We start from the raw sequence: 11,975 nt of genomic DNA on the forward strand, positions 1-11,975 counted from the left end.
TCCTGGCGCCAATATAGCGCCATGCCCAGTGTGCAGATCAAGGACGTTCCGGAGGACACTCACCGAGTTCTGCGGGAGCGAGCCGCACGCGCACATCAATCCCTACAGGAATACCTCCGAAGTCGGCTGATCGCCGACGCGAATCAACCCACGCTGGATGAGGTGTTCGACCGCATCACCACACGTCGCGGCGGCCGCGTGTCTTTCAGAGCCGCCGTCGATGACGTTCGGGCTGATCGTGATCGTCGTTGATGCGAGCGTACTGGCCGTAGCGCTGGGCGACGACGGGTCGGACGGCCGGCTCGCGCGGGAACGTTTGGCGCACGAGACGCTGGTTGCTCCGGAACTCATCGACCTCGAGGTGGTCTCGGTGTGGCGCCGCCACGTCGCGGCAAAACGGATGCCGGCTCGCAGGGCCGCGAGCGCGGTGGCGGACCTGACGGATCTGGCGCTGCGTCGGTCCCCACATCAGCCATTGCTCCACCGGGTATGGGAACTGCGGCATGTCCTGACAACCTACGATGCCGCCTACGTTGCGCTGGCCGAGGCTCTCGACGTCGTACTGGTCACCGCAGATGCACGCCTTTCCGGGGCTTCGGGCACCCGTTGCGAGATCGATGTTTTGGGCAAAGTCGGCGACTACTGACAGCCGTCGCGGGGTCTGCTGGAGACCAGGCCCGCCACCACAATGGACGATGGCGGGACGGCGTTGATCTGGTTGCCGCGCTCACCGGAGTCCTGGTGCGCCAGTCACATTGGTAATATCGGTTTTCGCCGAACCGGTAGGCAATTTGCCGGGCTCACTCGGAAGTTCATGGTGACCAGTAGTTGGTGGGCCGGCTGCCCGCAGGTGTTGGGCGGCGTCGGTGGGGTTGGTGGCGGCGCCGACGGGCGTGTGGGGGTGCCGGTGAGATTCGTGCGTTCGAGCCGCAACGATGGCGGTTCGCCCGGCGGCGGATGGCTGATCCGACTGTCATTCCGCCGTATCGACTGTGCGGTGGCGGCTTTGAGTGTGTGTGTAGGGCGGCACCCAAGGCGGGACCGAATTTTCGCCATGAGTACACGCTCGGCGCGGGTCTACGTGTGAACGATCGGCTTGTGCTCATCGGTCCGACGTGGGCGACACGGGCGGCTACCGAACCGATCGCACCCGGCGGACGCGCTTTCGGGTCTCGAACAGCCCTCAGTCGCAACATCGTCCGCATCCGGCCACCCAAGTAAGCTGCTAACGGACCTCGATGACGGCGTTCGATAACACCGGCGTGCCGCGGTCCTTGCAGAGCGCTTCGACGAACACCGCCTCGGGTTCCTGCCACATCCGAACGGTGATCGTTTCCCCGGGGAATACCACTCCGGCGAATCGGGCGCGGTAGCGTCCGACCCGGCCGACATCTCCGTCCAGCGCCGAGTCGACCACCGCCTTCAAGACCATCCCGTAGCTGCACAGGCCGTGCAGAATGGGCTGATCGAAACCGCCCTTGCGGGCGAACTCGGGGTCGGCATGGATCGGGTTCATGTCACCGGACAGGCGATAAAGCAGCGCCTGTTGCGGCAGGGTCCGGCAGTCAACTTCGAAGTCCGGCTGCCGGGCCGGTGGAGCCGGCGGCGGTGATGCCGATCGCGCACCATCGCCTTGGCCAAACCCTCCCTCACCCCGAATGAACGCGCTGAACCGGTTGGTGACCAGAGGCTGATCGCTCTCGGCGTCGCGGGTGACGGTCTCGAGCACCACCAGCGCCGCCTTGCCCTTATCCACGACGTCGCGAATCCTTGCCGACGTTCGAACCGCGCCATTGATGGGCAGAGGTCCGTACAGTTCCATCTCCTGCTCGCCGTGCAGAAGCTTGCTCAGGTCGACGTCCATGCCGGGCAGCTCCAGCATGTCGAACAACATTGGGGAGGCAGGGATCACCCCGAATGACGGCAGAACTTTGAGCTGGCCTTCATAGGTATAGGCAAGCTCAGCGGGATCGGTGGGCGGAAAGCCGGCGCCCAAACCCAGGTGGTAGAGGATGACATCGCTCGCGTTCCACGAGCCCTGCCGCTCCGCGAGCTCTGCGCCAAGGACCGAATCGACATCAATGGGCATGTCATCAACCCTGGGACTGCTTGAAGACGTACGTGCCGGGAGCCGGGTCGAGCGGCGTGTACCGACTATTGCCGAGTCGGTCTGGTGCCGTTGTCTTCTCGCCCGCCCGCTCGGCGAGCCACGGCGCCCAGTCCTGCCACCAGGTGCCCTTGTGCACCTGCGCGGACCGCAGCCATTCCTCCGGCGTCGGGCACAACTCGTCGCCAATGCGGTAGGCCGATTTCGGATTCCCGGGAGGGTGGATGACCGCGGCGATGTGGCCGCTGGTCGACAGAGCGAAACGTGTCTTGCCGCCCAGCATTTCGACGCTGCGATAGCAACTCGGCCAGGGCGTGAGGTGGTCGGTTTCGCCCGCGGCGATATAGGCGTCGCAGGTGATCTGGGCCAGATCGATCGGCGTGCCGAGCACCCTGAGGGCACCCGGGTTCGCTAACGGATTGGCGAGCGCGAGGTCCACCAGATCGGCGTGCAGCCCCGCCGGCATGTTCATCGAGTCCAGATTCCAGAACAACAGGTCGAGCGCCGGCGGTTTGTTGCCGAGGTAGTAGTTGTTGACAAAGTTGTTCCACACCATGTCGTTGGGTCGCAGCCACGCGAAAGTTCGCGACAACTCTGTTCCGGCGAGGTAACCCTTGCGCTTGATTTTCGCTTTGGCCGCTTTGGCGACATCGGGCGAGGCGATGCTGAGGATGGGACCGCCGCGGCGGACGTCAAGCACGGTGACCATAAGGCTCAGACTCGCGACCCGATCGATGTGGCCCAGCGCGGCCAGATGCGCGACGGCGGTAGTGGTGGCGATTCCGCCAGCACAGAAGGCCACCACGTGAACCGCGTCGGCTCCGGCGATCTCGCGTGTGGTCTCGATCGCCTCGACGATTGATTCGAGGTAGTCCTCGAGGTTCCAGCCTGCGTTGTCGCGGGTCGGGTTCGCCCACGACAGTGCGAACGGCTGCAGCCCGCGGTCACCAAGAAACTCCACCATGCTCTTGCCCGGCGAAAGGTCAACGACATAGAACTTGCTGATCATTGGTGGGATGAGCAGTACCGGGACCTTATGCACCTCTTCGGCTCGCGGCTCGTACTGGATGAGTTCGAAGCGATCATCGCGGCGCACCACGGCACCGGGCGATGCGGCCATCGTCTTCCCGACTTCGAACGGGGTGCGATCGACACTAGCCGGCAGCTTTATCGGGGAACGGGCATCGCGCACTGCGGCGCGTGCGCCCGTGACGAAGTTCTCTCCTCCGCGATCGATCGTCGTCTTCCACACGGTGGGGTTGGTCAGCGGAAAGTTCGTCGGGGCCAGCGCGTCGATCAGGTTGTCGACCACCAGGCGCAGGCGTTCGTGGTCGGCCCAGTCCAAGCCTGACTCATCGGCCAGAGCGCGCGCGTAGTCGCTGATGCTCAGATACCCCTGGCAGATCCGACGAAATAGCCAACTTTGCGTCCAGGCGGGATCGCGGAATCGTGAATCACCTTTTGGCGGAGTGCGTCCGGACCGACCCGCGATCACCCGGGCAAGATCGGCTGCGACCGTCGCGGTTTGGTTCGCTAGTAGGCGGGGCCGCAGCGCAAGCCCACCGGCCGCCTTGAGAAACTCCGCGCCGGGGACGAACCGGCTCTCGGCGCTGGCAGCCTCGGTCAGCAGCTGGTCGAGGCCGACATTCTGCACCTGACCGCTGCGATCGGTGATCTCCGGCCGCACGGCCCCGGATCGCGCCTGCGCCGGCGGCCCACCGTCGTTGTCGGACCTCGATGATCGCGTTCCCGCTCTAGACTTCGGCTCGGCGCCGTTCGTCCCCGAAACGGGAGTCGCCCTCGAAGCACGGCTTCTTCGCGTTGGTGCGTCCATAGCAACACGGTATGAACCTCGCGAAGTGTTGGGGACCTCCCGTTCGCCGTAACTACCTCTCCCAAATGGGCTTTCGCGAGCCGAAGCAGCCCCAATCCTGGGTACCGTTCATGTCGTGCCATGTAATTCGGCACTGTTCTTCGCATCGAAAGGAGTTCGCGTGCCTGTCGATCGCCTGCTGCCCACCGACGAGGCTCGCGAGCTGATCCGTCTCACGCGGGAAATCGCAGATAAGGCGCTCGAGCCGATCGTCGACCACCACGAGCGGATGGAGACCTATCCAGAGGGGGCCTTCGCGATCCTCGGCGCCGCGGGGCTGCTGAGCCTGCCGTATCCCGAGGAATGGGGGGGCGGGAATCAGCCGTACGAGGTTTACCTGCAAGTGTTGGAAGAGATCGCCGCACGATGGGCGGCGGTCGCGGTGGCAGTGAGCGTCCACAGCCTGGCCTGCCATCCGTTGGTCGCGTTCGGCACCGACGCGCAGAAGCACACATGGCTTCCAGAGATGCTGAGCGGCAACATGATCGGCGCCTACAGCCTGTCCGAACCACAGGCCGGCTCCGACGCGGCCGCGCTGCTATGCAGTGCTGCTGCCGTGGACAATGGGTACCGGGTTAACGGCGCCAAGGCGTGGATCACGCACGGTGGTATCGCCGACTTCTACACCCTGTTCGCGCGCACCGCCAAAGGCGCACAAGGCATTTCCTGCTTCCTGGTGCCCAAAGACGCCGAGGGGCTCACCTTCGGCAGACCCGAAGAGAAGATGGGCCTGCACGCGGTGCCGACAACGACGGCGCACTACGACGACGTGTTCATCGCTGTTGAGCGGCGCATCGGCAACGAAGGACAGGGCCTACCAATCGCGTTCAGCGCACTGGACAGCGGACGCCTCGGAATCGCCGCCATTGCCGTCGGATTAGCGCAGGCCGCGCTCCATGAAGCGGTCGCCTATAGCCAGCAGCGGACCACCTTCGGCCGCAAGATCATCGACCACCAGGGCCTGGGATTCCTGCTGGCGGACGCCGCCGCAGCGGTGGATTCCGCACGCGCGACGTACTTGGACGCCGCCCGACGCCGCGATGCGGGGCTACCCTACTCTCGGCACGCGTCCGTCGCAAAGCTGGTCGCCACCGACGCCGCCATGAAAGTCACCACCGACGCTGTCCAGGTGTTCGGCGGCGTCGGTTACACCCGTGACTACCGCGTGGAACGCTACATGCGGGAGGCCAAGATCATGCAGATCTTCGAGGGCACCAATCAAATCCAGCGACTGGTGATCAGTCGCAGTCTCGCCAGTCACTAGGCAGCTCCCGCAAGAGGAGCCGCGGGCGCGAACCGCACTGAAACGAAAGGAGATGCCGAGTGGAGACCAAAGACGCGGTGGCCGTAGTCACCGGAGGCACGTCCGGCCTCGGTCTAGCCACCACGAGGCGGCTGCTTGACGCAGGTGCGCACGTCGTCGCGCTCGATCTGAAGGGCGAGGAGGTGCTCGCCGAGCTCGGCAGCGATCGTGTCCAGTTCGCCGGGGGCAGCGTCACCGACGAGGTGGCCGTGGCCGCGGCGCTAGACGCCGCGGAATCGCTGGGCCCGCTGCGCATTGTGGTCAACTGTGCCGGGGTGGTCAACGCCGACGAGTACGCCGCGTTGGCCGTCCACATCGTCGAGAACCCCATGCTCAACGGCGAAGTCATTCGCCTCGACGGCGCGATCCGGATGGCGCCGCGATGAACGTTTCCGAGAAGAGCGAAGCAGAACCGATGCCTGCGCCCGCGATCGCCCGATGGCTCGAGTTCATGGAGCACGGAAAGATAGACGTCCTCGACAATTTGCTCGCCGCAGATGCCGTCTTCTACTCCCCAGCTGCATTCGCCCCACAAGAGGGTCGGGCGAAGGTAGCCGGGTACTTGCGCGCCGCAGAGCTCATGTTCTGCGACGCCGACTTCCGCTATGTCGCACAGTGGTTCGACGATCGCTGCGCCGTTCTGCAATTCACCGCGAATCTCGAAGGCGTGCATATCGGCGAGTTGTTAGCGCGGGACGAACGGCAATGAAGGTCTTCTCGCTGCTCGACAGGCCATCCGGGACAGCTAGTCCAACTGTGGAGCATCGAACGCCGCAGATTAGGAAGGAGACAACGAATGCAAATCTCAGCTGCGGTGGTGCCAGAAGTGGGCGCGCCGTTCACTCTCACCGAGGTCGAACTTCAAGACCCAGCACCTGATGAGGTGCTAATCGAGATCGCCGGAGCCGGCATCTGTCACACCGACATCGCGGTGCAGCACGGGCAATTGCCGTTCCCGCTGCCCGGCGTCCTGGGCCATGAGGGCAGTGGAACCGTGGTGCAGGTCGGCGCCGACGTGAAGTCGCTCACCGTAGGTGATCAGGTCGCTGTCAGCTTTAACAGCTGCGGCGCATGCCCCACTTGCGCGACAGGTGAACCCGCCTATTGTCAGGACTTTCTCGCATACAACTTTGGCGGCGTGCGCCCCAACGGATCCTCCGGGTTAGCCTCTGCCGGAACAACATTGGGGGCCAACTTCTTCGGCCAGTCATCGTTGGCGACGCACGCGCTGGCTCACGAACGCAACGTGGTGAAGCTACCGCCGGGTACCCCGGTCGAACTCGTGGGGCCGCTCGGATGCGGCATCCAGACCGGGGCCGGCGCAGTGATGAATTCGCTTGACGTCCAACCCGAATCGACGGTGGTAGTCGCCGGCGCGGGGGCGGTCGGCCTGTCCGCGGTGCTGGCGGCCGTGGTGCGCGAGGCCACGTCCATCATCGCAATCGATCTGCACGAGAGCAGGCGGAAGCTGGCCATCGATCTTGGCGCCACCCATGCTATCGACCCGAACGCTGGCCCTCTGGCCGACCAGATTAGAGAGATCTCACCGGCGGGCGCCGGTTACGCGATTGACACTACGGCGGTGCCGCCCGTCACCGAGCAGCTGCTTGCCTGCCTTGGCGTGCGGGGCAAGCTGGGGTTGCTGGGCGTGCCTGCCAGTCCGGAGGCCGTCTTTTCGGTTGGGCTATTCCAGCCACCCCTGCTCGGCCTCACTATCCGAGGCATCATCGAAGGCGACGCCGACCCGCAAGTCTTCATCCCCTACCTGCTCGATCTGCATCGTCAGGGCAAGTTCCCGTTCGACAAGCTGATCACCACGATGCCGCTGGCCCAGATCAACGAGGCGGTGCAGGCACAGCACCGCGGCGAGATCCTCAAAGCCGTGCTGACTCCGTGATTGGAGTTGCGCAATGACCGAATACGAGGCCATCGTCCTTGAGTCATCCGGGCCGATTGCCCGCATCACCTTGAATCGCCCCGATACCGCTAACGCGATGAATGACACACTGCTCCGCGAGCTTGCTGATGCGGCCAAGCGCTGCGATCGCGGTGCCACCAAGGTTGTCGTCCTCACCGGTGCTGGACGATTCTTCAGCGCCGGCGGAGATCTCAGGGCGATGGCATCGTCATCGAGCACGCCCGGCGACTACGTCAAGGCGATGGCCGACGACCTGCACCGCGCCATCTCCACGTTCGCCCGGATGGACGCGGTACTGATCACCGCCGTCAACGGGGTTGCGGCTGGAGCCGGTTTCAGTCTGGCGGTGACGGGCGACCTGGTGCTTGCGGCAGAGTCGGCGTCGTTCACGATGGCTTACACCACAGCCGGTTTGAGCCCCGACGGCAGCTCGTCGTTCTATCTGCCCCGGCTCATCGGCGTCCGCAGGACGCAGGAGTTGATGTTGACCAATCGAGCACTGTCCGCGGCTGAGGCGTTGGCGTGGGGCTTGGTGACGGAAGTCGCCGAGGGTACGGAGCTGGCTGCCCGCACGGATGCGCTCGCGGAGAAAGTCGCTTCTGGCGCAAGGCAATCCGCGTCAGCAGTGAAGAAGCTGGTGTTGATGTCGTTCAAAAACGGCCTCGAGGAACAGATGGAGTTGGAGGGTCGGCTCATCGCCGAATGCGCCGATTCCTCCGACGGAAACGAGGGCATCAACGCGTTTCTCGAAAAGCGCCGACCGCAGTTCGCACATTAAGCGCCGAGCGACTGGACCGAATCTCCACGCAAGGAAACCGGCTGCAGCTGCTGTCGGGTCGAGACCTGACCCGCACACTGCCAGGAGCAGCCAGAATATTTGATCAGGTACGACGCTGACGTTTCCGCTGTATTGTCGTCAATTCGGCGGAGCCCGCCCGGATGCCGCCGCGGTGTGCAACGCGTTGACGGCTACGGCCCTAGCGCCGAGATCGGCAGGACGTGAACCCCGTCGGTTCGTTTCCCACCACCGCCGGTCGCAGTCACGACAACGAGAGCAGACGGGTTGCCATGCTTCGAGGCATCCACGTCGGTCGCGAAGTGTAGGAGGCCCTTCGCCGCGCTGTCGATGACGTTTTGGTCGCCCGTCAGCTTCACCTCGAATGCGGCCCAGCCGTCCGGTGTGTCGACGATCGCATCAACCTCCTTGCGACCATGAGACTCGCGCCAGGAGTACATCGCGCCGCCGAGCGGCTGGGCATAGATGCGAAGGTCGCGGACTGCCATCGCCTCGAAGTGGAATCCGGCGGCCTCGATGTCAGCAAGCAGATCCCGCGATCCAACCTGGAGCGCGGCGGTGCCCAGTGACGGGTCGACGAAGTAACGAACCGGCGCCTCGCGTAGTTCGGTGCGCGAACGCATCTGGGGCTTCCACGCCGGCGAGTTCTCGGTCAGCTTGAGTCGGTCAAGCGCGTCGAGGTAGGAGTTCACCGTCTCCTTTGCCGGAGCCCGGTGATCGTCACCGGCGATGTCTGCGCCTAGTGCGGTGACTTTGATCGCCGTCCCGACGGATCGCCCGAGCGACGCGAGTGCACGGCGAAGTCGGTCCGGAGTGCGCTTGCCGGTGCCGAGCTCAGGAATGTCGATGTCGACGACTTGGGCAAGGTAGTCGGCAAGCCACCCCCGCGCAGTGCGCTCGGACTGATCGAGCAACGCCGGCCAGCCGCCGATGACGATCCGCTCCATGAGGCCCGGGACCGTCATTGCGGTCCGCTTCGCTTGCTGGTCTTCGCCGCGCAGCAGAGCAGCCAGCGAAACCTCACCCGTCGAGTGGCCGGATTCGAATAGGCTCATCGGCCGCATCCGGAGGGTGCCGATCCGACCCGCGCCGGAGTGCAATTCGCGCTCATATCTCGGAGTCGCCGATCCGGTCAAGATGTACAGGCCACGGCGGCGCAGATCGTCGACATGCCGCCGTACCTGGTCCCATATCTCCGGCGCGCGCTGCCATTCATCGAAGAGAATCGGCGTTTCTTGGTCGAACAGCTCGTCCGGGTTGAGTCCCAGTAGCGCCCGCGCGTTCGGGTCGGTATCGAAGCGAACTGAACTCTTCGCCTGCTGGAGGGCGGTTTCCGTCTTGCCGCAGCCCTTCGGCCCATCGATGAGAACAGCACCGATCGAGGTCAGCCGCTCGGACAGCTCGGCGTCGAGGACGCGTGCGCGATAGTCGAACATGACGCCAGTCTACGTTTCCGACAACTTTCATTCGCTGTTTTCGACAGTTCATCCTCGCCGTTTTCGACAGTCTAGATTCGCCCGTTCCGGCAACCGCGGGCGATACATCAAAATCCATGAAGTAATCCCGCCAGGAAACCGGACCATGTCCCCATGCCTGAATGCGCGACACCCTAACCGCTCGTTGTCGCCAAAAATCGACCCAGACGACCCGAACAGCTAACGTCGTAGCGAAGAGTAAGGCGCGGTCAGGATGGATTGATCACTGGTGGAGCTAAGGGGACTCGAACCCCTGACCCCCACACTGCCAGTGTGGTGCGCTACCAGCTGCGCCATAGCCCCAAGATGTCGTGCCCATCGAAGCTACACCACCGCCGGGAACCGTTCAAAGTCCCAGGCCACGACACCTACCCGATGACCTGATTGACCACCTCCCGCGCAGTCTGCTGCACCTCGGCCAGATGCTCGGGCCCACCGAACGACTCCGCGTAGATCTTGTAGACGTCCTCGGTGCCGGACGGTCGCGCGGCAAACCACGCATTGGCCGTCGTCACCTTGAGGCCGCCCAGCGGCGCGCCGTTGCCGGGAGCGTCGGTCAGCTTGGCGGTGATCGGCTCGCCCGCCAGCTCGGTGGCGCTGACCTCGTCGGCCGACAGCTTGGCCAGGCGCGCTTTCTGCTCCCGATCGGCGGGCGCGTCGACCCGGGCGTACGTCGGCGCACCATACTCGGAGGTCAACGCCTGGTACCGCTGCGACGGCGTCACGCCGGTGACGGCCAGGATCTCGGCGGCCAGCAAAGCCATGATGATGCCGTCCTTGTCGGTGGTCCACACCGAGCCGTCCCGGCGCAGAAACGATGCCCCGGCCGACTCCTCACCACCGAACCCGATGGTGCCGCCCATCAGGCCGTCGACGAACCATTTGAACCCGACCGGCACTTCGACGAGTCGACGGCCGAGCCCGGCGACCACCCGGTCGATGATCGACGAGCTGACCGCGGTCTTGCCGACGGCGATGCCCGCCGGCCACGACGGTCGGTGGGTGTAGAGATAGTCGATCGCCACGGCCAGGTAGTGGTTCGGATTCAGTAGCCCCTCGTCGGGGGTGATGATGCCGTGCCGGTCGGCGTCGGCGTCATTGCCGGTGGCGATCTGGTAGCGGCCCCGGTTGGCGGACATCGTTCGGAGAAGCCCCGCCATCGCGTCCGGGGAACTGCAGTCCATCCGGATCTTGCCGTCGTGGTCCAGCGTCATGAACCGCCACGTCGCATCGACAAGCGGGTTGACCACGGTCAAGTCCAGGCTATGACGCTGCGCGATCTCGGCCCAGTAGTCCACGCTGGCCCCGCCGAGCGGGTCGGCGCCGATGCGGACTCCGGCCTCGCGGATCGCGGCGACGTCGACCACGTTGGGCAGATCGTCGACATAGTTGCCCAGGTAGTCGTGGCGCCGGGCGCCGCGCAGCGCCCGCGCGACCGGCACCCGTTGCACCGCGGAGACGCCGTCACGCAGAATCTCGTTGGCGCGCTTGGCGATTGCATTGGTCACCGCGGTGTCGGCCGGACCGCCGTGCGGTGGGTTGTACTTGAAGCCGCCGTCGGGCGGCGGGTTGTGCGACGGCGTCACGACAATGCCGTCGGCCAATTCGGTGGTGCGAACCCGGTTGTAGGTCAGGATGGCGTGGCTGATCGCCGGTGTCGGCGTGTAGCGGTCGCGGCTGTCCACCACCGCCAGCACGTCGTTGGCGGCCAGCACCTCCAGCGCTGAGACCCAGGCCGGTTCGGAAAGTCCGTGCGTGTCACGGCCGATGAACAGCGGACCGGTGGTGCCCTGCTGCGCGCGGAACTCCACGATGGCCTGGGTGATCGCCAGAATGTGGGCCTCGTTGAAGGCGCCGTCAAGTGCCGAGCCGCGGTGCCCGGAGGTGCCGAACACCACCTGCTGCGCGACGTCGTGGGGATCGGGTTTGATCGAGTAGTACGCCGTCACCAGGTGCGGGAGATCGACGAGGTCTTCGGGCTGGGCCGGCTGTCCGGCTCGCGGGTGGGCCACCATGGCACCAATTCTGCCCATAGCGCCATTGCCCGCGGACTGCCAGGCTTTACGCTGCGAAGCGCACCCTTGGCACACCGGAAGGACTCGACCAGTGGCACGCCACGACTACCGGGAGTTGGCCGCGATTTTCGCCGGCGGAGCACTGGGCGCGTTGGCGCGTGCGGCGTTGGCCACCCTCGCCGCCCCCGACCCCGCCCGGTGGCCATGGCCGACGTTCACCGTCAACATCGTCGGCGCTTTCCTGGTGGGTTACTTCACCACCCGGCTGCTGGAGCGGCTGCCGTTGTCGAGTTATCGGCGCCCGCTGCTGGGCACCGGATTGTGCGGTGGCCTCACCACTTTCTCGACCATGCAGGTCGAGACGGTCAGGATGCTCGAGCACGGCCATTGGGTGCTGGCTTTCGCCTACACCGTCGTCAGCATTGTGCTCGGCTTGCTGGCGGTGCAGCTGGCCCCCGTCGTGGTGCGCCGGGTGCGGGTGCGCGGAT

12 protein-coding genes and 1 tRNA gene are annotated in these 11,975 nt (G+C 65.1%); 8 read left to right on the top strand and 5 right to left on the bottom strand.

Features of this window, described 5'->3' with window-relative positions:
* The first annotated feature begins 21 nt into the window (after nt 1-21).
* Both BST40_RS33325 and BST40_RS20545 read left to right on the top strand, forming a co-directional pair.
* Nucleotides 22-252 carry a FitA-like ribbon-helix-helix domain-containing protein gene (locus tag BST40_RS33325; RefSeq protein WP_075510669.1) on the top strand — a complete coding sequence of 77 codons (231 nt, stop codon included), beginning with the start codon at nt 22-24 and terminating at the stop codon, nt 250-252.
* A complete protein-coding gene (locus BST40_RS20545; RefSeq protein ID WP_241780182.1) occupies nt 221-646 on the top strand; it encodes a type II toxin-antitoxin system VapC family toxin in 426 nt (141 codons plus the stop codon). The genes BST40_RS33325 and BST40_RS20545 overlap by 32 nt, the downstream gene beginning before the upstream one ends.
* 579 nt (nt 647-1,225) lie before the next feature.
* On the opposite strand, the gene BST40_RS20550 is transcribed toward BST40_RS20545, so the two are convergent.
* Complete coding sequence (locus BST40_RS20550) at nt 1,226-2,089, bottom strand: MaoC/PaaZ C-terminal domain-containing protein (protein ID WP_075545890.1); 864 nt, start codon at nt 2,087-2,089, stop codon at nt 1,226-1,228.
* A 4-nt stretch (nt 2,090-2,093) separates the two neighbouring features.
* The gene (locus BST40_RS20555) at nt 2,094-3,794 is read right to left on the bottom strand and encodes a PHA/PHB synthase family protein (RefSeq protein WP_158006307.1); all 1,701 of its coding nucleotides are present in this window, start codon (nt 3,792-3,794) and stop codon (nt 2,094-2,096) included.
* A 307-nt stretch (nt 3,795-4,101) separates the two neighbouring features.
* On the opposite strand from BST40_RS20555, the gene BST40_RS20560 reads away from it, so the two are divergent.
* From BST40_RS20560 to BST40_RS20580, 5 genes are all read left to right on the top strand, one after another.
* A complete protein-coding gene (locus BST40_RS20560) occupies nt 4,102-5,244 on the top strand; it encodes an acyl-CoA dehydrogenase family protein (RefSeq protein WP_075545891.1) in 1,143 nt (380 codons plus the stop codon).
* Nucleotides 5,245-5,303: 59 nt separating this feature from the next.
* Nucleotides 5,304-5,669, top strand: coding sequence for an SDR family NAD(P)-dependent oxidoreductase (locus BST40_RS20565; protein WP_075545892.1), 366 nt, complete (start codon nt 5,304-5,306; stop codon nt 5,667-5,669).
* On the top strand, nt 5,666-5,992 hold the full coding sequence (locus tag BST40_RS20570) for a nuclear transport factor 2 family protein (protein WP_075545893.1): 327 nt from the start codon (nt 5,666-5,668) through the stop codon (nt 5,990-5,992). The genes BST40_RS20565 and BST40_RS20570 overlap by 4 nt, the downstream gene beginning before the upstream one ends.
* An 87-nt stretch (nt 5,993-6,079) precedes the next feature.
* On the top strand, nt 6,080-7,180 hold the full coding sequence (locus BST40_RS20575) for an NAD(P)-dependent alcohol dehydrogenase (RefSeq protein WP_075545894.1): 1,101 nt from the start codon (nt 6,080-6,082) through the stop codon (nt 7,178-7,180).
* Between the two features lie 13 nt (nt 7,181-7,193).
* Nucleotides 7,194-7,979: an enoyl-CoA hydratase/isomerase family protein gene (locus BST40_RS20580; RefSeq protein WP_075545895.1), complete on the top strand. Its 786-nt coding sequence runs from the start codon at nt 7,194-7,196 to the stop codon at nt 7,977-7,979.
* A gap of 191 nt (nt 7,980-8,170) precedes the next feature.
* Here BST40_RS20580 and BST40_RS20585 read toward each other — a convergent pair whose 3' ends face one another.
* The 3 genes from BST40_RS20585 to pgm all read right to left on the bottom strand — a co-directional run bounded on the left by BST40_RS20585 (nt 8,171) and on the right by pgm (nt 11,487).
* The gene (locus BST40_RS20585) at nt 8,171-9,433 is read right to left on the bottom strand and encodes an ATP-binding protein (RefSeq protein WP_075545896.1); all 1,263 of its coding nucleotides are present in this window, start codon (nt 9,431-9,433) and stop codon (nt 8,171-8,173) included.
* A 266-nt stretch (nt 9,434-9,699) separates the two neighbouring features.
* Nucleotides 9,700-9,775, bottom strand: a tRNA-Ala gene (locus BST40_RS20590).
* 65 nt (nt 9,776-9,840) lie between these two features.
* Nucleotides 9,841-11,487 carry a phosphoglucomutase (alpha-D-glucose-1,6-bisphosphate-dependent) gene (gene pgm / locus BST40_RS20595; RefSeq protein ID WP_075549135.1) on the bottom strand — a complete coding sequence of 549 codons (1,647 nt, stop codon included), beginning with the start codon at nt 11,485-11,487 and terminating at the stop codon, nt 9,841-9,843.
* Between the two features lie 91 nt (nt 11,488-11,578).
* On the opposite strand from pgm, the gene crcB reads away from it, so the two are divergent.
* A partial coding sequence (crcB, locus tag BST40_RS20600) for a fluoride efflux transporter CrcB (RefSeq protein WP_083155305.1) occupies nt 11,579-11,975 on the top strand: 397 nt, incomplete at its 3' end.

Source organism: Mycobacterium persicum (genome assembly GCF_002086675.1).
GTDB classification, from domain to species: Bacteria; Actinomycetota; Actinomycetes; order Mycobacteriales; family Mycobacteriaceae; genus Mycobacterium; species Mycobacterium persicum.

What these genes read in the sequence shown, in the direction of transcription:
- BST40_RS20570 (WP_075545893.1), top strand. Translation starts at nt 5,666, where the DNA reads ATGAACGTTTCCGAGAAGAGCGAAGCAGAACCGATGCCTGCGCCCGCG.
- BST40_RS20550 (WP_075545890.1), bottom strand. Translation starts at nt 2,089, where the DNA reads ATGCCCATTGATGTCGATTCGGTCCTTGGCGCAGAGCTCGCGGAGCGG.
- BST40_RS33325 (WP_075510669.1), top strand. Translation starts at nt 22, where the DNA reads ATGCCCAGTGTGCAGATCAAGGACGTTCCGGAGGACACTCACCGAGTT.
- pgm (WP_075549135.1), bottom strand. Translation starts at nt 11,487, where the DNA reads ATGGTGGCCCACCCGCGAGCCGGACAGCCGGCCCAGCCCGAAGACCTC.
- BST40_RS20545 (WP_241780182.1), top strand. Translation starts at nt 221, where the DNA reads ATGACGTTCGGGCTGATCGTGATCGTCGTTGATGCGAGCGTACTGGCC.
- BST40_RS20575 (WP_075545894.1), top strand. Translation starts at nt 6,080, where the DNA reads ATGCAAATCTCAGCTGCGGTGGTGCCAGAAGTGGGCGCGCCGTTCACT.
- BST40_RS20585 (WP_075545896.1), bottom strand. Translation starts at nt 9,433, where the DNA reads ATGTTCGACTATCGCGCACGCGTCCTCGACGCCGAGCTGTCCGAGCGG.
- BST40_RS20580 (WP_075545895.1), top strand. Translation starts at nt 7,194, where the DNA reads ATGACCGAATACGAGGCCATCGTCCTTGAGTCATCCGGGCCGATTGCC.